The organism is Bacillus sp. HMSC036E02 (assembly GCF_001836235.1).
GTDB lineage: Bacteria > Bacillota > Bacilli > Bacillales > Bacillaceae_G > Bacillus_A > Bacillus_A cereus.
Genome location: NZ_KV827796.1, coordinates 1 through 22,505, shown reverse-complemented (window position 1 = coordinate 22,505; position 22,505 = coordinate 1). Strand labels below are relative to the sequence as shown.

The following is a 22,505-nucleotide window of genomic DNA, read 5'->3' as shown; positions in this document are numbered from 1 at the left end:
TAAAACTTCCACCTTTAATTCTTGGAATATTCAGATTATTTTTTCGATTACATCTAGTATAATTGTTTCCGTAACTAAGGGCAATACAGTAAATAATGATTTGTAGTTTTATGTAAAATTAGACTCGATATAAAATAATAACATTGGGAAAAATTTTTTTACATACAATTTATACTCTTTTCCTTATGGCAGTTTTGAAATAATATCAAAACTCTTTTTCTTTTGCAAAATAGTCGATACCTCAAAATAGCATTCTCCTAATAATTAAGATTAACCATAATCTTCACAACGGAACAAAAGATTTTCTCACAAACTTATTTTCTACTGAATTTTTGACAATCTCTTGAACTGTGCGAAATGTCACATCTGTATTTTACAACCTCTCTTATAGTAAGGGTATGTAAGAGAGACGTATTAAAGGAGTGAACAGTATGAAGAAAAAAACTTCAGCACTAATGAGACGTTTAAAATATTTTTCGCCAATAGATCGTTATAACGATAATCATACACAAGAAACATATGAAGATCGCGAATGGGAAAATGTGTACAGAAAGCGTTGGCAGCATGATAAAGTAATTCGTTCTACACACGGCGTGAACTGTACTGGTTCATGTAGCTGGAATATATATGTGAAAGATGGAATTGTAACTTGGGAAGGGCAGGAGCTTAACTATCCGACTACAGGTCCTGATATGCCAGATTTTGAACCGCGAGGATGCCCACGTGGAGCGAGTTTTTCTTGGTACATTTATAGTCCACTTCGTGTGAAATACCCGTATGTACGTGGTGTTCTTTGGAGTATGTGGCAAGAGGAACTACAAAATAACGAGTCACCATTAGAGGCTTGGAAAAGCATTGTGGAAAACCGTGAAAAGGCACGTACGTATAAGCAGGCGCGTGGTAAAGGGGGATTCATTCGTGCGAATTGGGATGAAGTGTTACAACTCGTTTCAGCTTCATTACTGTACACAGTAATGAAATACGGTCCAGACCGAAATGTTGGCTTTTCACCAATTCCAGCTATGTCGATGTTAAGTCATGCTGCTGGTAGTCGCTTTATGCAACTTATGGGTGGACCGATGCTTAGCTTCTATGATTGGTATGCGGATTTACCACCAGCTTCTCCTCAAATTTGGGGTGATCAAACAGATGTACCAGAAAGTAGTGACTGGTATAACTCTGGTTACATTATGACATGGGGTTCAAATGTACCAATGACGAGAACACCAGATGCACACTTTTTAGCAGAGGTTCGATATAAAGGAACGAAAGTCGTTTCTGTCAGTCCTGATTTCGCTGAATCAACAAAGTTTGCGGATGATTGGATTAGTGTGAAACAAGGTACAGACGGTGCACTTGCGATGGCAATGGGACACGTAATCTTACAAGAATTTTACGTGGATAATCAAGTGGAATATTTCACAAAGTATGCGAAGCAATATACTGATTTTCCTTTCTTTGTCACATTGAAACAAAAAGGAGATCAATTCGTTGCTGATCGGTTCTTAAATGCTTCTGATATTGGACGAGAAACGAAGTTAGGGGAATGGAAACCTGTTCTTTGGAACGAGAATACGAATGATTTTGCCACACCTCACGGCACAATGGGGTCACGTTGGGATAATGAAAAGAAATGGAACTTGCGTTTAGAGGATGAAGAAACAGGTGAAAAGATTGATCCACGTCTTTCTTTACTTGGAATGGAAGAAGCGATTGGAACTGTACAAATTCCGTACTTCTCTGATGATGGAAACAAAGTATTAGAACGTACGATTCCAGTGAAAAAGGTTATGACAGAAGAGGGCGAATTGTTCGTTACAACTGTATACGACTTAACGTTAGCAAATTACGGTGTGAACCGAGGGCTTGGCGGACAAGAACCGAAAGACTTCAATGATGACATACCGTTTACACCTGCATGGCAAGAGAAAATGACAGGAGTAAAACGTGAGCTTATTATTCAAATCGCTCGTGAGTTCGCACAAAATGCTGTTGATACGAATGGTCGCTCAATGATAATTGTCGGAGCGGGTATTAACCATTGGTTTAACTCTGATACGATTTATCGCGCCGTTTTAAATCTTGTTCTTCTCGTTGGAGCACAAGGTGTAAACGGCGGTGGTTGGGCTCATTATGTTGGTCAAGAAAAATTAAGACCAGCAGAAGGATGGCAAACAATCGCGATGGCAAAAGATTGGCAAGGTCCACCGAAATTACAAAACGGTACATCCTTCTTCTATTTCGTAACAGATCAATGGCGTTATGAAGATACACCTGTTGGACATTTAGCATCACCAGTTGAAGGTAACTCTCGTTATCAACATCACGGTGATTACAACGTATTAGCTGCACGACTTGGCTGGTTACCTTCTTATCCAACATTCGAGAAAAATGGAATTGAATTATATAAAGAGGCTGTTGCTGCTGGTGCAACAACGCAAGAAGAAATCGGAAAATATGTTGCACAAAAATTAAAAGAAAAAGAACTGAAATTTGCGATTGAAGATCCAGATAACAAAAACAACTTCCCGCGCAACTTATTCGTATGGCGTGCGAATTTAATTTCGAGTTCTGGTAAAGGACATGAATATTTCTTAAAACATTTATTAGGTACAACAAACGGGTTAATGAATGACGACAGTGATTCATTACGACCAGAAGAAATAAAGTGGCATGAAGAAGCGCCAGAAGGGAAGCTTGATTTACTCATTAATTTAGATTTCCGTATGGCTGGAACAGCACTGTATTCTGATATCGTCTTACCTGCTTCAACTTGGTACGAAAAACACGATTTAAGCAGTACAGATATGCATCCATTTGTACATCCATTTAATCCGGCAATCGGTTCACCGTGGGAAGCGCGCTCTGACTGGGATATTTTCACTTCTCTTTCTAAAGCAGTGTCTGATTTAGCGAAGAAAATCGATCTTGAACCAATGAAAGAAGTTGTGGCAACACCGCTTCTTCATGATACACCGCAAGAATTAGCGCAACCACTTGGCAAGATTAAAGATTGGAGTAAAGGTGAATGTGAACCAATCCCAGGTAAAACGATGCCACAAATTCACGTTGTTGAAAGGGATTATAAAACGATTTATGACAAAATGACTGCGCTTGGACCAAATGCCGGAAAACAACCGATTGGTACGAAAGGGATCTCTTGGTCAGCAGAAAAAGAGTATGAGCAATTAAAGAGCAAATTAGGAGTCGTTCGAACGGATTCTATCGCGAAAGGTTGTCCAGACATCAAAGAAGCAATCAATGCTGCTGAAGCGGTATTAACACTATCTTCTACAACAAACGGTCATATGGCAGTAAAAGCATGGGAAGCACTTGAAAAACAAACAGATTTAAAACTACGTGATTTAGCAGAAGAACGTGAAGAAGAATGCTTTACATTCGAACAAATTACAGCACAACCGAAAACAGTAATTACTTCTCCGGCCTTTACAGGTTCAGAAAAAGGTGGACGACGTTACTCACCGTTTACAACAAATGTGGAACGTCTCATCCCTTGGAGAACGATAACTGGTCGACAATCTTTCTACTTAGACCATGACATGATGAAAGAATTTGGTGAAACGATGGCAACATTTAAACCAATTCTGCAACATAAACCGTTCCGTAAATCACGACCTGAAGTAGAAGGGAAAGAAATTACATTAAACTATTTAACACCGCATAATAAGTGGTCGATTCATAGTATGTACTTCGATTCATTACCGATGTTAACGCTATTTAGAGGTGGTCCAACTGTTTGGATGAATAAAGAGGACGCTGCTGAAGCGGGTGTTGCAGATAATGATTGGATTGAGTGCTTTAATCGTAACGGTGTTGTTGTAGCGCGTGCTGTTGTAACGCACCGTATACCGAGAGGAATGGCATTTATGCATCATGCGCAAGATCGTCACATTAACGTACCTGGTACGAAATTAACAAGTAATCGCGGGGGAACGCATAATAGTCCAACTCGAATTCACGTAAAACCGACACATATGATTGGTGGATATGGTCAATTAAGTTATGGATTTAACTATTATGGTCCAACTGGGAACCAGCGTGATTTAAATGTTGTAATCCGTAAACTGAAGGAGGTAGATTGGCTTGAAGATTAAAGCACAAGTCGGAATGGTAATGAACCTAGATAAATGCATCGGCTGTCATACTTGTAGCGTAACATGCAAAAACACCTGGACAAATCGTCCAGGTGCTGAATATATGTATTTCAATAACGTAGAAACGAAACCAGGTATTGGTTATCCGAAACAATGGGAAGATCAGGAGAAATATAAAGGCGGCTGGGAATTGAAAAATGGTGAAATTCAGCTAAAATCCGGTTCGAAAATGAAACGTCTTATGAATATTTTCCACAATCCAGATCAACCAACGATTGATGATTACTTTGAACCTTGGAACTATGATTATGAAACGTTAACAAATAGTCCGCAGCGTAAGCATCAGCCAGTTGCTCGTCCGAAATCAGCAATTACAGGCGAATTTATCGACAAAATTGAATGGGGTCCAAACTGGGAAGATGACTTAGCAGGCGGACATATAACTGGATTGCAAGATCCAAACGTAAAGAAAATGGAAGAAGAAATTAAAACAGATTTTGAAAACGTCTTTATGATGTATTTACCACGCATATGTGAACATTGTATGAATCCATCTTGCGTATCATCTTGTCCATCTGGTGCGATGTATAAACGTGAAGAAGATGGAATTGTTCTTGTAGATCAAAATGCATGTCGCGCATGGAGATTCTGCGTATCATCTTGTCCATATAAAAAAGTGTATTTTAACTGGCAAACGAATAAAGCTGAAAAATGTACAATGTGCTTCCCACGTATTGAAGCTGGTATGCCAACAATTTGTTCAGAAACATGTGTAGGACGTATCAGGTATATTGGAGTAATGCTATATGACGCTGATAAAGTAAAAGAAGCAGCTTCTGTTGAAGACGAAAAAGATTTATATGAATCTCAGCTTACTGTTTTCCTAGATCCAAATGATCCAGAAATAGCAGCTGAAGCGAAAAAACAAGGCATTCCTGAAGAATGGATTAAAGCAGCACAACAGTCACCTATCTATAAAATGATTATCGATTGGAAAATTGCTCTGCCTCTTCACCCGGAGTATCGTACAATGCCGATGGTTTGGTATATCCCTCCGCTTAGCCCAATTATGAACATGGTGGAAGGGAAAGGTAGTAACTGGCAAGCAGAAGAGGTTTTCCCTGCAATTGATAATATGCGTATTCCAATTCAATATTTAGCGAATTTACTCACTGCAGGGGATGAATCACACATTCGTCTTACATTGAAAAAAATGGCTGTTATGCGAACATATATGAGAGCACTGCAAATTAATAAAGAGCCAAATGAAGCTGTATTAAAAGAACTTGGTTTAACGAAACAGGATGTAGAAGATATGTATCGTCTTCTTGCCATTGCGAAATATAAAGATCGCTTCGTTATCCCGACATCTCACCGTGAACAAGTGGCAGATTTATATAGCGAACAAGGAAGCTGTGGTTTATCATTCACAGGTGGTCCAGGCTCTTGTATGACAATTTCTTAAATAAAGGGGGCAGAAAATTATGAGACAAAGTTTACAAACAGCTTTTTCTTGTTCTTCTTTTCTTCTCTCCTATCCTGAACTAGGGTGGAGAGAAGCTGTAACTGAATTGCAAGAAGAGGTTGAAACAATAAAACAGGAAGACGTTAAAGCGTCACTTACAGCCTTTATAAAGCAAGTGCTAAATAAAACGAATGATCAACTCATTGATAGTTACGTATATACATTCGATTTTGGTAAGAAAACAAATATGTATCTTACTTATATGAACACTGGTGAACAAAGAGAAAGAGGTATTGAATTACTGGAGTTAAAACAGCATTATAAAAAATCTGGTTTTGAAGTAACAGATAAAGAATTACCTGATTATTTACCGCTATTGCTTGAGTTCTTTGCAAATGCAAATGAGATAGACAGTGAATCAATTATGAGTAAATACACGGAGAATATACAAGCGTTACACGTTCAATTAAAAGAAGCAGACAGTATGTATGAACCAATTCTTGCGGCTGTTCTACTCGCTATCGAAACATGGGGTGTACAGACAAATTAGAAAGGAGAGTTGTTAAAATGATGGATCAATTTCTATGGGTATTGTTTCCCTATATCATTTTTGCAATCTTTATCGGTGGACATATTTTTAGATACAACTATGATCAATTTGGATGGACATCAAAATCTAGTGAACTATTAGAAAAGAAAATGCTCCGACTCGGAAGTCTATTATTTCACTTTGGGATCATGTTCGTAATTGGCGGTCATGTTATGGGGATTTTAATTCCAGAAGCTGTATACCGTTCAGTAGGTATCTCTGAGCATATGTATCATGTAGTAGCAATTAGTTTTGGGCTTCCGGCAGGTGTTGCTTCTATTAGCGGTTTAATTATATTAACGTACCGCCGCGTAACTGTAAAACGTATCATTGCAACGAGTACAAAGGGAGATTATATTGCGCTTATTTTATTACTTATCGTAATGCTAGCAGGACTTTCCTCAACATTTTTAAATATCGATTCAAAAGGATTTGATTATCGTACAACGATTGGCCCTTGGTTCCGAAGTCTCTTTATTTTCCAACCGAAAGTTGAATATATGATGGAAGTACCAATATGGTTTAAAATTCACATTCTCGCAGGGATGGGGCTTTTCGCAGTGTGGCCATTTACAAGACTTGTACATGTATTTAGTGCCCCAATTAAATATGTAAGCCGTAGTTATGTGATTTACAGAAGACGTATTCCTAATGAGTTGAAAAAATAATACTGCTGTAAACGGATAGGAGCTAATGGTTAAAACGAAACGAGGTCTAATATGGAAGGCCTCGTTTTTGTTTACATAGGGAATAAATGTTAATAAGTAGTTTAAATTGAAAAAAGATTAGCATCTAAATAAGATGCTAATCAATGCTACAAACAGAAGCAGAGCAATCTTCACAAGCAATTTCACATTTTAAAAATTGTAAATCGTGGATTGTAATCTTTCCTTTATGAATTGAAATTGTACCTTGCTTTTTTAATTCATTTAACATTCGATTTACACTTTCACGTGAAGTTGCACAGAAATTAGCGAGTTCTTGATTCGTTAATGGTAAATCGATGAGAATACCATTTTCTTTTAATACACCGTAACTATTTGTCATTCGTATAAGAGTAGAGTACAGGGCACCTTTTTTGCCGTGTAATACTAAATCTCGGAACTTCGTTTGCATTCTTCTTAAATGTTCACTAATCCATTTCATAAATTCAAATACAAGAGCGGGTTTTTGGAGTAATGCTTTTTCTAACGCTTCACGTTTTATTACACCTACTTCAACATCTTCAAGACATTTTGAGTTTAATAAATATTTTGCATTATCCGTGAACAATGTTAATTCTCCAATAATGTCATATTCCGAACAAATTCGAAGTGTTAATTCTTGTCCGTCAGCACTAAGTTTACTAATTTGTACTTTCCCTGAGTGAATGATATAGAGTTCTGTTGCCTCCATACCTTCTTGAAAAATAAAACTACCTTTTTTTATCTGCATTTTATATTCAACAGATGCAAGTAATTCTTTTAAATCTTGAGATAATGTCATACTGTTTGCCACAGTGATCACCTTTCTTCTTATAAGCAATACATTTCCTATTTTGAGTGTAAGTATGATGAAAATGCAAGAGCTATTTAAAAATAAATTGAAATTTCAATGACCGTAAGGAGGAGTGGCTAAAGATGTGAACAAAATGCGAACGGATTTGTGAAAATTTTTTGAATGGGGAAAGTGATGTGAGAAAAGTCACATTGAATATGTAGCTTCTTTTTTATAATGAAGGCAAATAAAAAAATGAAAGCTTACTAAGGATTGCAGCAGAAAAGAAGGGATATAGATGCACGAGAACATGAAAGATTCTTTAAAGCGGCCACTTCAAGATTTACGCATTTCAGTTATTGATCGTTGTAATTTTAGGTGCACATATTGTATGCCTGCTGAAGTGTTCGGACCTGATTATGCTTTTTTACAGAAAGAGTGTTTATTAACATTTAATGAAATAGAAAGGTTAGCTAGATTATTTATAAGTATGGGAGTTAATAAAATTAGGCTTACTGGCGGTGAACCTTTATTGCGTAAAGACTTACCGAAATTAATTGCAAGACTTACAAATCTAGAAGGCTTAAAAGACATTGGACTCACAACAAACGGAATTCATTTAGCAAAACAAGCTAAGGCGCTAAAAGACGCGGGATTAAAACGTGTAAATATTAGTTTAGATGCGATAGAGGACCATGTCTTCAAAAAAATTAACGGAAGAAATGTAAGTACAAAACCTGTACTGAAAGGAATAGAAGCAGCAAATGCTGCTGGATTAGAAGTAAAGGTAAATATGGTCGTAAAAAAAGGGATGAATGATAGTCAAATTCTTCATATGGCTCGTTATTTTAAAGAAAAAGAAATTCAGCTCCGTTTCATTGAGTTTATGGATGTAGGCAGTACAAACGGATGGAATTTTGAAGAAGTCATTACGAAGGAACAATTAATAGAGAAAATTAATCGTGTATATCCAATTGAGCCCGCTCAGCCTCGTTATTTTGGAGAGGTTGCGAAATTGTATCGATATGTAGGGAGTAATGCAGAAGTTGGATTTATTACTTCTGTTTCTGAGTCATTTTGTTCTTCTTGTACGAGAGCTCGTATTTCGGCAGACGGCAAGTTTTTCACGTGCCTATTTGGAGCGAAAGGAACGGATTTGCGAACGCTTCTTCGAGAAAATATTTCTGATGCATCACTATTAAAAATTTTAAATGATACATGGCGATATAGAACAGATCGATATTCAGATGAAAGAACGGTTGAGAATACAAGTAAACGTCCAAAAGTTGAAATGTCTTACATTGGTGGATAGTGAAAGGAGGATTTCTTATGCAAGAGCGTTATTCAAGACAAGTGTTGTTTTCTGGAATTGGTGAAATGGGACAAAGAAAAATAAGAGAAAAGCATGTGCTCCTAATCGGTGCGGGTGCGCTAGGAGCTGCGAATGCAGAAGCACTTGCTAGGATGGGAATTGGGAAATTGACAATTGCTGATCGTGACTACGTCGAATGGAGTAATTTACAGCGGCAGCAGTTATATACAGAAGAAGATGCGCAGCAGTGTAAACCAAAAGCAATTGCAGCAGCAGAACATGTAAGAAAGATTAATTCTGAAGTGGAAATTGTACCAGTTGTAACAGATGTCACAATGCGAGAAATAGAAGAGTTAACAAAAGATGTGGATCTCATATTAGATGCGACTGACAATTTCGATACGCGTCTACTTATAAATGACATTTCACAAAAAGAAAATATACCTTGGATATATGGCGGATGCATTGGGAGTTACGGTGTAACGTATACAATTCTTCCTGGGAAAACACCATGTTTTCGCTGTCTAATGGATCATCCTATGGGCGGTGCAACATGCGATACAGCCGGAATCATTCAGCCAGCTGTACAAATGGTTGTTGCTCACCAAGTTACAGAGGCGATGAAAATATTGGTGGATGATTATGAATCATTAAGAGGGACAATGTTATCATTTGATATTTGGAACAATCAATATCTCTCATTAAAAGTAAATAGACAGAAGAAAAATACATGTCCATCTTGTGGAAATACACGCACGTATCCAAGTTTAACATTTGAAGCACAGATGAAAACGGAAGTGCTATGTGGACGGAATACGGTTCAAATCCGTCCAGGGATAAAACGTGTTCTTCATTTAGAGGAAGTTCAAAAACGATTACAAAAAAGTGTACTTGTCCAAAAAACGCCTTACTTACTATCATTTCTAATTGATGAATATCGTTTCGTTTTATTTACAGACGGTAGGGCATTTATTCATGGAACAAATGATGTGAAAATAGCAAAACGATTATACGCAAAATATATAGGATGAACAGAAAGAGAGTTGCCCCTTATTAAAACGAGGTGAAAAAAGAATGTTAGAAAAACGTATACCAATTCCAGTGGCAGAAGCAGTTGCACGTGTAATGGAATATGCTTACCAAGGTGAAATAGAAAAGGTTTCTCTTATAGAAAGCTACGGTAGAACACTTGGAGAAGATGTTATTGCAGATCATGATGTTCCGCATTTTGATCGCTCTCCGTACGACGGGTTTGCGATTCGAGCGGAAGATACAAAAGAAGCGAGTAGTAGTAACCCCATTCAGTTTGAAGTAATTGGCGAAATTGGAGCAGGCTTTGTTTTTACAGAAGAAGTGAAAGCATTTCAAGCTGTCCGTATTATGACAGGTGCCGCAATTCCGGAAGGGTGTAATGCGGTTGTTATGTTAGAGCTAACGGAAGGATTTGAAGAAAACAAAAAGATTTATATGGTATTAAAACGCTCTTTCTCTTCTGGCGATAACATTTCTCTTAAAGGAGAAGATGTAAACCAAAATAGCATCCTTGTGAAAAAAGGGACTGTTATTAATCCTGGAGTTGCAGCGCTTCTTGCTACGTTTGGTTATAGTACGGTATATGTTGTAAAACAGCCAGTCATTGGAATTGTAACGACAGGAAGTGAACTGCTCGAAGTACATGAACAATTAAAGCCAGGGAAGATTCGAAATAGTAACTCTTATATGGTAGCTGCTCAAATTGAACGAGCAGGTGGAATTGTACAGTATTATGGGCAATTCGCTGACAATTTTGAGACGTGTTATAACACTGTAAAAAAAGCGATAAAAGAAGTTGATATATTAATTACAACTGGTGGCGTTTCAGTAGGAGACTATGATTATTTACCGGCTATTTATGAGAGATTACAAGCTAATGTACTTTTTAACAAAATAGCGATGCGACCAGGAAGTGTGACAACTGTAGCTGAGTTAGAGGGAAAACTATTATTTGGTCTATCTGGTAATCCTTCTGCTTGTTATGTCGGATGTGAATTGTTTGTTCGACCTGTCATTGGAACATACTTGCATAGGAAAGATCCGCACATATATCGTGCAGAGGCAATATTACAGAAAGACATTTCGAAAGCAAATCCGTTTACTCGTTTTGTAAGAGGGAGAGTGGAATTTGTAGATGGTCAATTACAAGTTACACCAGTTGGTTTAGATAAATCTAGTGCAATTTCTTCACTTGCAGAGGCGAACGCATTTATCGTCCTGCCAGGAGGAACGAGAGGATTTGAAGCAGGAATAACTGTTTCGGTACTGTTATTAGAATCAAACGCTGGAAGTGAGTGGCCGTGGGAAGAACCACTTCGATCATACAAATAATAGAAAAATAGATTACTAACTTATACAAAGATAAGAGGTGCAAAATGATACAAACGTATTATGAAGTAATTGATACACCTATTTCAATTGAGGAAGTTACAAACAAAGTAATTCGTCGTGAGTGCGGCGCAGTTACTACTTTCGTTGGTACTGTTAGAGAATTTACGAAAGGGCGTCGTACGCTACATTTAGAGTATGTAGCATATAAAACAATGGCAGAAAAACAACTTGAGAGAATTGGTACTGAAGTAGGAGAGAGGTGGCCTGGGACATTTGTCGCCATTACACATCGCATTGGTACATTACAAATTTCTGACCTTGCTGTTGTTGTCGCTGTTTCTACACCACACCGGAAAGCTGCATATGAGGCGAACGAATATATTATGGAGCGTATTAAACAAATTGTTCCAATTTGGAAGAAAGAGTTTTGGGAAGATGGTGAGTCATGGATAGGTGATCAGTTAGAGAAGGTAACATATGCAAATGGTGAGCCTGGAAAGGGGATGAGTATATGATTGAAGTACTATTATTTGCACATTTACAAGAAGAAGTAAGTAAGCCAGCATTACACATAGATTGTGAAAATATTACAGTTGCGAAGCTGAAGGAAGTTCTGATTAAGGAATATAATGTAGCAATTTCAAACGAGATTATGGTCGCGATAAATGAAGAATACGCAAATGAGGATGACATCATTCAAACTGGCGATATCGTAGCGATGATTCCGCCAGTAAGTGGTGGTTGATTCTTTTCAGCCTAATCATGTAAGAACGTGATTAGGCTGGAGGGAATGAATATAACTACGTATACATAGGAGGGAACAGGATGAAAAGTCCTAATTTTCAATTAAGTTTACAAACTTCTAATCTAATTATAGGTTTTATGGTATGGGTCATTTTATCATCATTAATGCCTTATATTAAAGTGGATATCCCATTAACTGCGGGGCAAATTTCTATGGTCACAGCAGTACCCGTTATTTTAGGTTCTGTTCTTCGCATTCCAATTGGTTATTGGACAAATCGTTTCGGAGCAAGAAAATTATTCTTTATTAGTTTTATTCTATTATTACTTCCTGTCTTTTATATTAGTGTTGCCAATTCTATGATGGATTTAATTATTGGTGGATTATTTGTAGGAATCGGTGGTGCTGTATTCTCTGTAGGAGTAACTTCTTTACCAAAATACTTTCCGAAAGAGAGTCACGGTTTTGTAAATGGTATTTACGGTGTCGGTAACGCCGGAACAGCAATTACTTCATTTTTAGCGCCTGTTATCGCAACTTCAGTTGGCTGGAGAACGACAGTACAATGTTATTTAGTTTTACTTGCAGCATTTGCACTTATGAATTTTTTATTAGGTGATCGTAGGGAGAAAAAGGTGAATACACCATTAATGGAACAAATAAAAGGTGTATATAAAAATGAGAAACTTTGGTTTTTATGTATCTTTTACTTTTTAACATTCGGATCATTTGTCGCATTTACAGTATACTTACCAAACTTTTTAGTATCTCACTTCGGATTAGAGAAAGTAGATGCTGGTATGCGAACTGCAGGATTCATCGTACTCGCAACAATTATGCGTCCGATTGGTGGTTGGCTCGGCGATAAGTTTAATCCATTTAAAATATTAATCTTCGTATTTATCGGTTTAACACTTTCAGGTATTATTTTATCATTCATGCCTAGTATGAACGTGTATACATTTGGTTGCTTACTAGTCGCATTTTGTGCAGGCATTGGTAATGGTACAATCTTTAAACTCGTTCCAATGTACTTCTCAGAACAAGCAGGTATTGTAAATGGACTCGTTTCAGCTTTAGGGGGACTAGGAGGGTTCTTCCCGCCCCTAATTTTAACATTACTATTCCAACTAACAGGCCATTATGCAATTGGATTTATGGCATTATCAGAAGTCGCACTTGCTTGTTTAATCATTACAGTGTGGATGTATAGTCAAGAAAAGCTGTTAGTGATGTTAAAAAATCATTAATAAGGAAAAAGAACCATCCCAAAGTATTTTGGGATGGTTCTTTTAGTAATAGGCTTCAACATGTTTTTATTGATCTCTCAATAAACGCTTGTTTTCTATAAGAATGTGCTTTTAAAATGAAGATGTCAAAAGTTATTCAATTAAAGGGCAGATTAATTAAGGAAATCTTAAATCTATTCTAAAGATCGAACTCATTTTTAGAATGCAAATATTTAATTGAATCGGGATGTTTAGATGAAAAAAATATAAGTCCACTCAAGATAAACAAGTATCAGGTGTGTTAGGTAGTTTAAGCGACAAGTATAGGATTGATGCAAGTATCCTTCGCATAGTAACTGCATTATCAGATTTTTTTAGGGCCAAATTTTTTGGTAAGGTTAATGGATATTGTGAAAAAGTATACTTAAAATAAAGAAGATAGTTTAGGTCAATAAGATAAAATTATGAATTTGTATAAATAATCCATAATTTTCTTTATGAGTTATATTTGGTATGTTAAAGAAAAGAGAGGAGAGGGAAATGAAATAAGAATTTTTGATGCACATTTTCATATTATTGGTTTAAGTTTTTCTGATTATTGAGAATTGAAGGGGTTTTCCGACTGATTAAATGTGATTCATATTTAGTAAAGTGTTTAATCCAACTAAAATATATTTAGAATGAGGTTTTACATGTTTGTTTTTATTATACTAGACGTAATATTACCAATATTAATATTAATGCTAATTGGTGCAATCTTACAAAGAAAGTTCCAATTTAACTTAAAGCAGCTTTCTACACTTATTACTTATTGCTTAATGCCAGCGGCTGTATTTGTGAATATATATGATATTAGTATAGAGACAGGTTTGTTGCTCCAAATAATATACTATTTAATGCTTTATAGTCTGAGTCTGATCATAGTAAGTCATTTCATTTCAAAAACATTAAAGTTAGAAAAAGGAGAAAGTGCAGCTCTAAAAAATAGCATTTCGTTAATGAATTCCGGTAATTATGGGTTACCAGTAAGTCAATTGATTTTCAGTCACAATCCAGTGGGGGGTTTCCATTCAGATTTTTATTGTGATTTTCCAGAATCTTTTAACTTATTCATATGGGATATATAACTTACTATCAGCAACAAAAACAATCGGAGGTATTATTCAATCATTTCTAAGACTGCCTGTATTTCATGCGCTCGTATTAGGGGTTCTCTTTCAATCTTTTAAAATTCAAATACCTAATTCTATCTTGCTACCTCTTAATCAGCTTGCGAATGGTTTTGTTGCAATAGCACTCATATTGCTAGGGGCGCAATTATCCAACATTAAACTTAATTTTTTCCATCGAGTCATAACATGGGCTTTAATTGGAAGGTTACTGATGGGACCATTATTAGCACTTGCTGTAATATACATACTAAACATCGATGGTATTGTTGCACAATCGTTATTTATTGCAAGTTCTTTTCCTACTTCAAGAAATACATCAACCATTGCTATGGAATATCAAATAGAGCCTGAATTACATGCACAAATCGTTTTATTTTCAACAATTTTCAGCATTATTACAGTAACTGTCGTTATTTATTTATCATATATTTTGTTTTGAATATACGTGCAAAAACGAAAAGATTTGAGGCGGTAAATGATGGACAGAAGTCCTATAGATATGAGAAGAAAGCAGTCTTTCATATATTGGGTGTCGTTTACAATTGTACCATGTTTCAAAATCTAGTGATTTAATTCAAAAAAAGAAACTTATTAGGGTTTATTTCGTATGGAAATCTTTAAAGTATTTACATATAGACTTGCGAAAAAAAGACACAATCTCGCTTATAATTAAAGTTATATGAGCTTAGGGTGATAGCGATGGGGTGGGAGTGTCAAGTAAGAATTTTATGCATAATTGCCACTAAGGGAGATGATTAAAAGTTGAGTAAACAGAATATCAGCACAATAGTTTCAGGAGATTTGATTGTTACCCATCTAATTGGCCAGATTAATACAGAAGATGTGTATGAATGGTTTAATGATTTTGAGCAGGTTTGTCAGCAATTTATTTCTGAGGGTCGGAAATACAAAGTGTTGGTGGATAGAAAAGGGTATACCCCAAATCATTTTTCTGTTCAAAAAGTATGGAAAGATAAGTTCTTCAATGAAACCATTTTGAATCATAGTAAGGCAATTGCATTTCTTCTTGAAGAAGGAGAGATACTGAAGTATTTACAACAATCCAATACAAAAGAATCCGTGGAGTTTTTTGATGATTATGAACAAGCGCTAATTTGGTTGAATGAATATCCAATATAAAAACTGAATAGAAAGAGTTGCTCGTAATGTTACACTTGTCATGAAATTTATTTGTTTACAAGTTGCAAACACCATTTATTTTCTTCATAGATTGCTTGTGAAATAAAAGAACGGAACTACAACAAAAAGAACAAACGTCCCCTAAAAAACGTTTGTCCAAAGGTAATTACTATTTTAACTAAGAAATAGATTACAATTTATGTGTACGAGAAATCTTTTTTATAAGTTTAGGCAATATAGATGTTAGTTCTTGCTTCAAACGCTTCGTAAATGATGGATCTTTACCAGAAGTTGAAATAGTGACAACATATTCATTATTTCTTATAACGCCAGGTGTGTGAAAAGATGATTCTGTACCATCACTTACAACGTTAACCCACTGGAAATCATGAGCGGCCTGTTTGACCATCATATTTACAGCGTGTTGATTTGTAGCTGCATAAATAAGGTGAGCATCTTTAATATCATCATTACTAAAAGCTTTTTGCTTCCAAGTAATATAAGAAAGTTCCTTCATTTCCTCGCAAATTTCTGGGCTGACAACAGTGACGAAAGCGCCTGTATCTTTTAATCCAGACGCTTTTCGATATGCAATTTTACCTCCACCAATGATAACAACGACTTTATTTTGTAGATTAAACATAAGAGGGTACATGTTATACATATATGCATTCCTCCATTCGTTCTAACAATGTTAGTTTCATATATGTATCAAACTGAAGACAGTTACAAGTCGTAACATGATTATATTTTTTTGTATGCAATTCAATTTTTTGAAGTAATAATCCGGTAAAGAGAAGGTATGGCATGACATATACATGGGACGCAGTCGATGTTATATCCTTGAGCTCGGCAGTAAAAGAGGGAGTTCCTTTCGTTAAAAAGGAACAGGATACTGGCATACCAAGTTTTCGTTCGACAGCTGCTCCGATTAGTTGTAACTCATGTATCGGTTGTGTATCACTACTGCCTCGTCCTACGAGTAAAATACTACTATTTTGCATTGGCATAGCATCACGTATTCTTTTCACTACAAGTTCCACCATATGTGGATGTGTACTAAAAGGAGGTACAACTGAAAATGTTATTTGTGGATATTTCTTTTGTAGTTGTTCTATTTCAAAAGGAATATCACGTTTATAGTGAGCTGCTGCAAATAATAAAACAGGTACAATCATTATTTCAGTTACTCCCTCTATTATCGTTTCTGTAACTGCATCCGAAATAGTAGGTGTCGTTAGTTCTAGAAAAGCTATTTTTTGAATTCTTTCGTTTCGCTCTTTCATAACAGATTGAATAAATTGAATGAATTGTTCATTACCTTCTTGTAGCCGGCTCCCATGTCCAACATATACAATTCCTTTCATTGTCTCACCATGTCTTTCTTCATAAGAGTTTCTTGTAATTGATGATCTACGTTATGAAACCCAACTTTATTTGCATAGTATAAAGTTGGAACGTCGGTATACGAGAATGGGAGAGTAAGAATATTGATAAAGCCAAGGCGTTTTATTTCTGCTAGAAACGTATCAATAGAAGCACGACCTTCAAATACAATGCTATCCCATGAGAATTCAGAAAGCATACGTGAATGAATTTCATCGAAGCGATGATCAATTGTGTACTCATGAGTCATCATATAGGAACCAGCACCAATTTTTTCTTGTATAAAAGCAATTCGGTTAATGTTTCGTCCTAAATAAACTGTTGTATTGGAAGAGAACTCTGCTTGTTTACTTAGTAGCCCATATTGCATAAGTTTTTCTTGAGTGGCAACGTTCATATGTTGTAGTTGCGCTTGTAAAGAACGAATATCTTTTTGGTGTTTACTACATGATTGCATCAATATTTCTACACTTTCAGCTGAACAAAAAACAAGACGATTAACGTTAAAAATTTCATTGATTTGTTCAAGTGTTAATGTGTATTCTACCTTTTTGAAAGTAGGAATTTGATATATTTCTGCACCGGCTTCTTGTAACTTTTGCTTCATTGAACTTGTTTTATTCGTTGCAGATGCAAATAAAACTTTTTTCTCGTGTAATGGTTTACGTTCTTTCCAAGCGATCTGATCCCGTAAGGAAACGACATCACCAATAATTGTCATAGAAGGATTAGAAATATTTTCGTTTTTGACAATAGAAACAATGGTAGACAGTGTCCCTGTGACAACGCGCTGTTTACCAGTTGTACCCCATTCAATGACTGCTACTGGCGTATCTTCTTTTTTTTCTGCTTGTAGTAAGTTTTCACAAATTGTAGGTAAGTTTTCTATACCCATGTAGTAGGCAATTGTGTCGCTATTGTGAGATGAATTATATTTTCCATGGTCGGTTAAAGGACCTTTTGCATGTCCGGTTAATAAAGTGACGCTATTACTGTAGTCACGGTGGGTGAGGGGAATACCTGCATAGATACTAGCGGCGATGCTAGATGTAATACCTGGTACAATTTCATATGGAATATTTGCTGATGCTAAAGTCTCTGCTTCTTCACCAACACGGCCAAAAATAGATGGATCTCCGCCTTTTAAGCGGACTACGATTTTTCCCTCTTTCGCAAATTGAAGGAGGTGTGCGTTAATCATTTCTTGACGCATAGTATGATTCTTTGGCATTTTTCCGCAATAAATAAGTTCACATGTTTCTTTTGTATAATTAAGAAAGGAAGGGTTTAATAAGCGGTCATATAAGACGATATCTGCACGATTTAAGCACTCTATCGCTTTTTTTGTAATAAGCCCTTCATCACCTGGTCCTGCACCAACTAAATATACATATCCGTTCATATTCGCACCTCGTCTATTTTTATTTAAAAGGAAGCCAGGGGAGGCTTCCTTTTGTAAATTACATGTATATATAAATATCTCCGTCAATAACTTCTACTTCATACGTTTGAATACAACCATCATCAGGTTTTTGAACTTCACCTGTTAGTAGTGAAATTTTCCAATCATGTAGTGGACAAAAGACGAATTCTCCAGATACAATACCTTCCGCTAATGGCCCGTTTTTATGAGGACAACGATTTTCTACAGCTTGAATATCGCCATTTGAAAGGCGGAATAGGGCGATAGACATACCTTTCATTTGTACCTCTTTACCGATTTGAATAGGAAGGTCTTCTGCACGCATAACTTTTATTTTTTCTTTCGTTTGTATCATATAGATCACAGCTCCTTATTTCACAGTTTCTACTTCATACATCGCTTTTAATGATTTCGTTTCTAGTGCTTGTCCCCATGCTTCTTTATATGTGCCACGAGCTTTTTGGAAACGTTCATTTAACTTAGTGACCATATTTGCATCTTGCAGTATTTCCTTTATGTGATCGAAGCCTAATCGTTCTGTCCAGTAGGCAGTACGCTCTCCATAAATACCAGTTTCACGATAATATTGCATGTAAGCTGTAGCGATGCGAAGGACATCATCTTCAGTAGGGACAATCATTACAAAATCAGCTTCGCGTACTTCCGTACCACCATTTCCGCCAATATAAAGTTGGTATCCATTTTCGACACAAACAACGCCAAAATCTTTCGTCAGTACTTCCGCACAGTTACGCGGACAGCCCGTTACACCCATCTTCATTTTATGAGGTGTATCTACCATTTCTAATGATTGTTCAAGCAACATACCAAGTCCTAATGAATCTTTCGTACCGAAACGGCAGAAACGAGAGCCAACACATGATTTTACATTACGAAGAGATTTTGAATACGCATATCCAGAAGCCATATTTAATTCAGCCCATACGTTAGGTAAATCTTGTTTCTTAACACCGTATAAGCCAATTCGGCTCGCACCTGTAATTTTCACAAGTGGAACATCGTACTTTTTCGCAACTTCAGCAATTTTCATTAAATCATCTGCTGTTGTAACGCCTCCGTACATACGTGGAATAACAGAGAAGGTACCATCGTGCTGGATGTTACCATTCATTCTTTCATTCACGAAACGGGATGATTTATCATCTTCATATTCTTCTGGAATCGCCATACGTAAATAGTAGTTTAAAGCAGGACGACATTTCGAACATCCATCTTCATGTACAAAACCAAGAACGTTTCGTACTTCTTTTGGAGATTTTAAACCTTTCTCATGAATGGCCGCTACGACTTCATCACGTGATAAAGGTGTACATCCGCACATACCGGTAGACTGTGCAGAAGCATCAAAAGCATCTCCAAGTGTATGAGATAAAACTTGTTCTACAAGCGGACGACATTTACCACAAGACCCTGCGGCTTTCGTACAGGCTTTAACTTCTTCAAAAGTCTTTAACTCCTGTTCTAAAATGGCGTGAACGATTGTGCCTTTCGTAACACCATTACATCCGCAAATTGTGTCATCCGCACTCATAGTAGCAACGTCAAGTTCACATTCTTCACCAGCTTTGTGAAGAATGGAAGCTGGTGTATATTCTTGTATATCTTCTTCTTTCTTTAACATGCTAAAGAGGCGGGTACCGTCAGCTGTATCACCGTATAAAACGATACCGACGACTTTATTATCACGAATTAATACTTTTTTATAGGAACGTTTACATTCATTAAAGATGGATATTGCTTTCGTTTGATCATCTTCATAAATTTGGCCAGCAGAGAATAAATCACAACCAGCAACTTTTAATTGTGTACCGACGATACTGCCCGAATATCCATCAGTTTGTAAATTTGTTATATGTTTTGCTAATATCGCACCTTGTTCATAAAGAGGAGCAACAAGTCCATATGCGATACCGTCATGTTCTGCACATTCTCCAACTGCATAAATGGACTCATCATTTGTTAGCATATAGTCATTGACTACAATACCGCGATTTACAATTAGACCAGCATCTTTTGCTATTTGCGTATTTGGGCGTATTCCGACAGCCATTACGATTAAATCACAATCTACAACTTCACCGTCTTCAAATTGAATGCCCTCAACATGGTCTGTACCAAGAATTTTTACAGTTTTCTTTTCCATTAAAAACTTCATGCCTTGTGCTTCTAAATCTTCACGCAGAAGAGCAGCTGCTTTCGTATCTAGTTGTTGCTCCATTAAGCTAGGCATTAAATGAACAACATGTACGTCCATTCCTAAATCAATTAGACCTCTTGCGGCTTCTAAACCGAGTAACCCGCCACCAATGACAACGGCCTTTTTCTTTTCTTTAGCGGTATCTATCATAAATTGTGTATCTTCAATAGTTCGAAATCCTGTTACACCAGAAAGTGCGGAACCTTCAACAGGTAAAATAAAAGCACTAGAACCTGTTGCGATAATGAGCTTGTCGTATGTAAGAGTACGCTTCTTTTCTGTAATAATAATTTTTTCTTCTCGGTTAATACTTTGAACTCTTTCATTCGTATACAAAGTTATTTCGTTTTCTTCATACCAACTGTATTCATTCATAATGATATCTTGCATATTTGTTTTGCCTTGTAAAACATGAGAAAGCATAATGCGGTTGTAGTTTGGATGCGGTTCATCTCCAAAAATAGTAATCTCATATGAATCACTATCATGTTTTAAGATTTCTTCCATACAGCGAATGCCAGCCATACCATTTCCGATCATAACTAAACGTTTTTTCATTTTCGTTTCCCCTTTTTATGTGAAATATTGAACAAAGGATTATATTTTTATTATAGAAAATCAAATAAGGGGAAGATGTGATATTTATCACATTTTTATAATGATTCACAAATTGTTAAAATTCGGTTTTATGTGAAGGGGATGTGAATATTTTTCGCAAAACGAAAAAGCAGGCCATAAGTATTTACACTCATGTCCTGCACTTGATTTATGCTTTCGTAATGGCACGCGGAAATAAAATATTATTTTCTAAATGAATATGCTCAAATAAATCAGACTCTAGAGCTTCAAGACGTTGGTAGACAAGTCGATAAGTACCGCAAGCGCCTTCTGGAGGAGTAAAGTCATTTGTCACTTTACGAAGTTCTTTTATAATATTTCCGGCATGATTGTGCTCATTTTCTAGTTCATCCACTACTTTACGTAACTTTGTATAATTTTCATCAGTTGGATTTTGTTCAAATTCTAAAATTAATGGGAAATCTTCCATTTCTTCTTTAATTAAATGCTGTTCTAATTCCATTTTAAGTTCATGAAATAGCTTATGAATTTGAGCTAAATGAGGCTGACTTGCCCCATGAACACGTAATACTTTTGTCACATATGGGCTTAACTGTGGTAATTCTTCATTTAAATAGCGATGATGCTTATTTATAACATAATCAATCAATTCACGATAAGAAGCATTTTTCCAATCAATTTCCGATTCATTTAATCGTTTCGTATTATGATAAAGCGTATTTAACTCTGTAAGCACTTCAGTAGCTGATAAATTTCTTTCATGAATTGCATCAATAAGTGGCTTATTACCGCCACAACAAAAATCTATTCTATATGATTTAAAAAGATCACTAGCTTTCGGAAATTGTGTAACAATCTCACCAACAATTGAAGTTTCAGTAAATGTATGTTCCATATGAATGCCTCCATAAAGTTTTAATGTAATATCTAAATTAAGAATAGCGATAAATTAAAATCTATGTAGTGATTGAAATCACTTATTCTGTGTCGTTTTTGAGAATAATAAGAAGAATGTTATTAAAATAAGGGGGAAAGTAATAAGTGGTAATATTTTACGTTAATAAAAAAGAAGCTTAGTAAAAGCTTCTTTTTTATTACTATTTTTCACATGCAATTCCATCGCCATCACGATCAAGATGAGAGCTATAACCTGGTTGCCCTTTATGTAAAGGAGCTTTCCCAGCTGCTCTAACTGCAGCACAATTTTTGTAGTATGCACTATCAGTATTACCATTAGCTGGTTGTGTTTGAGCTTGCTGTGCTTTTTGTTCTTCTTGTTGTTTACGAGCTTG

The 22,505-nt window shown here is 36.2% G+C and carries 19 protein-coding genes and 2 pseudogenes; 13 read left to right on the top strand and 8 right to left on the bottom strand.

Annotation, left to right across the window (positions count from 1 at the left end; all coding sequences use genetic code 11):
- The first annotated feature begins 431 nt into the window (after nucleotides 1-431).
- The 4 genes from HMPREF2590_RS00275 to narI are packed head-to-tail and all read left to right on the top strand — an operon-like array spanning nucleotide 432 to nucleotide 6,837.
- Nucleotides 432-4,115: a nitrate reductase subunit alpha gene (locus tag HMPREF2590_RS00275; RefSeq protein WP_000730792.1), complete on the top strand. Its 3,684-nt coding sequence runs from the start codon at nucleotides 432-434 to the stop codon at nucleotides 4,113-4,115.
- Nucleotides 4,105-5,580 carry a nitrate reductase subunit beta gene (gene narH / locus HMPREF2590_RS00270; RefSeq protein ID WP_000692664.1) on the top strand — a complete coding sequence of 492 codons (1,476 nt, stop codon included), beginning with the start codon at nucleotides 4,105-4,107 and terminating at the stop codon, nucleotides 5,578-5,580. Before HMPREF2590_RS00275 ends, narH begins: the two co-directional genes overlap by 11 nt.
- A gap of 19 nt (nucleotides 5,581-5,599) precedes the next feature.
- Nucleotides 5,600-6,130, top strand: a complete 531-nt coding sequence (gene narJ, locus HMPREF2590_RS00265; RefSeq protein WP_001249926.1) for a nitrate reductase molybdenum cofactor assembly chaperone — start codon at nucleotides 5,600-5,602, stop codon at nucleotides 6,128-6,130.
- A 17-nt stretch (nucleotides 6,131-6,147) separates the two neighbouring features.
- Nucleotides 6,148-6,837, top strand: a complete 690-nt coding sequence (gene narI, locus HMPREF2590_RS00260; RefSeq protein WP_000969222.1) for a respiratory nitrate reductase subunit gamma — start codon at nucleotides 6,148-6,150, stop codon at nucleotides 6,835-6,837.
- 136 nt (nucleotides 6,838-6,973) lie between these two features.
- Here the strand turns inward: narI and HMPREF2590_RS00255 are convergent, their stop codons facing one another.
- Nucleotides 6,974-7,666: a Crp/Fnr family transcriptional regulator gene (locus HMPREF2590_RS00255; protein WP_000013866.1), complete on the bottom strand. Its 693-nt coding sequence runs from the start codon at nucleotides 7,664-7,666 to the stop codon at nucleotides 6,974-6,976.
- Nucleotides 7,667-7,943: 277 nt separating this feature from the next.
- Between HMPREF2590_RS00255 and moaA the strand changes: the two genes are divergently transcribed.
- From moaA to HMPREF2590_RS00210, 9 genes and pseudogenes are all read left to right on the top strand, one after another.
- Nucleotides 7,944-8,957 (top strand): GTP 3',8-cyclase MoaA, encoded by a 1,014-nt coding sequence (gene moaA / locus HMPREF2590_RS00250; RefSeq protein ID WP_000545033.1) that lies wholly within the window; start codon nucleotides 7,944-7,946, stop codon nucleotides 8,955-8,957.
- Nucleotides 8,958-8,974: 17 nt separating this feature from the next.
- Complete coding sequence (locus HMPREF2590_RS00245; RefSeq protein ID WP_001158128.1) at nucleotides 8,975-9,988, top strand: molybdopterin-synthase adenylyltransferase MoeB; 1,014 nt, start codon at nucleotides 8,975-8,977, stop codon at nucleotides 9,986-9,988.
- A 43-nt stretch (nucleotides 9,989-10,031) separates the two neighbouring features.
- Nucleotides 10,032-11,321, top strand: coding sequence for a molybdopterin molybdotransferase MoeA (locus tag HMPREF2590_RS00240; protein ID WP_070861253.1), 1,290 nt, complete (start codon nucleotides 10,032-10,034; stop codon nucleotides 11,319-11,321).
- A 44-nt stretch (nucleotides 11,322-11,365) separates the two neighbouring features.
- Nucleotides 11,366-11,836, top strand: coding sequence for a molybdenum cofactor biosynthesis protein MoaE (locus HMPREF2590_RS00235; RefSeq protein ID WP_000616828.1), 471 nt, complete (start codon nucleotides 11,366-11,368; stop codon nucleotides 11,834-11,836).
- Complete coding sequence (moaD, locus tag HMPREF2590_RS00230; RefSeq protein ID WP_000573673.1) at nucleotides 11,833-12,066, top strand: molybdopterin converting factor subunit 1; 234 nt, start codon at nucleotides 11,833-11,835, stop codon at nucleotides 12,064-12,066. The genes HMPREF2590_RS00235 and moaD overlap by 4 nt, the downstream gene beginning before the upstream one ends.
- 80 nt (nucleotides 12,067-12,146) lie before the next feature.
- Nucleotides 12,147-13,316: a nitrate transporter NarK gene (gene narK / locus HMPREF2590_RS00225; protein WP_000841858.1), complete on the top strand. Its 1,170-nt coding sequence runs from the start codon at nucleotides 12,147-12,149 to the stop codon at nucleotides 13,314-13,316.
- Nucleotides 13,317-13,554: 238 nt separating this feature from the next.
- Nucleotides 13,555-13,683 (top strand): annotated as a pseudogene (locus HMPREF2590_RS31035) (PspC domain-containing protein); the annotation flags it as partial.
- Between the two features lie 304 nt (nucleotides 13,684-13,987).
- A pseudogene (locus HMPREF2590_RS00215) lies at nucleotides 13,988-14,906 on the top strand (AEC family transporter).
- A gap of 323 nt (nucleotides 14,907-15,229) precedes the next feature.
- Nucleotides 15,230-15,607: an STAS/SEC14 domain-containing protein gene (locus HMPREF2590_RS00210; RefSeq protein ID WP_000043364.1), complete on the top strand. Its 378-nt coding sequence runs from the start codon at nucleotides 15,230-15,232 to the stop codon at nucleotides 15,605-15,607.
- A 190-nt stretch (nucleotides 15,608-15,797) separates the two neighbouring features.
- Here the strand turns inward: HMPREF2590_RS00210 and HMPREF2590_RS00205 are convergent, their stop codons facing one another.
- The 7 genes from HMPREF2590_RS00205 to HMPREF2590_RS00175 form a co-directional block, all read right to left on the bottom strand.
- Nucleotides 15,798-16,271, bottom strand: coding sequence for a precorrin-2 dehydrogenase (locus HMPREF2590_RS00205; RefSeq protein ID WP_000282595.1), 474 nt, complete (start codon nucleotides 16,269-16,271; stop codon nucleotides 15,798-15,800).
- A complete protein-coding gene (locus HMPREF2590_RS00200) occupies nucleotides 16,264-16,974 on the bottom strand; it encodes a sirohydrochlorin chelatase (RefSeq protein ID WP_000676470.1) in 711 nt (236 codons plus the stop codon). Before HMPREF2590_RS00200 ends, HMPREF2590_RS00205 begins: the two co-directional genes overlap by 8 nt.
- Entirely contained in the window at nucleotides 16,971-18,395 is a 1,425-nt protein-coding gene (locus HMPREF2590_RS00195) for a uroporphyrin-III C-methyltransferase (protein ID WP_001014972.1), read from the bottom strand. The genes HMPREF2590_RS00200 and HMPREF2590_RS00195 overlap by 4 nt, the downstream gene beginning before the upstream one ends.
- Before the next feature lie 58 nt (nucleotides 18,396-18,453).
- Nucleotides 18,454-18,771: a nitrite reductase small subunit NirD gene (gene nirD / locus HMPREF2590_RS00190; RefSeq protein ID WP_000616684.1), complete on the bottom strand. Its 318-nt coding sequence runs from the start codon at nucleotides 18,769-18,771 to the stop codon at nucleotides 18,454-18,456.
- 15 nt (nucleotides 18,772-18,786) lie between these two features.
- Nucleotides 18,787-21,192, bottom strand: a complete 2,406-nt coding sequence (gene nirB, locus HMPREF2590_RS00185; RefSeq protein ID WP_050821773.1) for an NADPH-nitrite reductase large subunit — start codon at nucleotides 21,190-21,192, stop codon at nucleotides 18,787-18,789.
- 208 nt (nucleotides 21,193-21,400) lie between these two features.
- Entirely contained in the window at nucleotides 21,401-22,108 is a 708-nt protein-coding gene (ric, locus tag HMPREF2590_RS00180; protein ID WP_000401360.1) for an iron-sulfur cluster repair di-iron protein, read from the bottom strand.
- A gap of 202 nt (nucleotides 22,109-22,310) precedes the next feature.
- Nucleotides 22,311-22,505: excalibur calcium-binding domain-containing protein (locus HMPREF2590_RS00175; RefSeq protein ID WP_141763521.1), on the bottom strand; the 195-nt coding region annotated here is incomplete at its 5' end.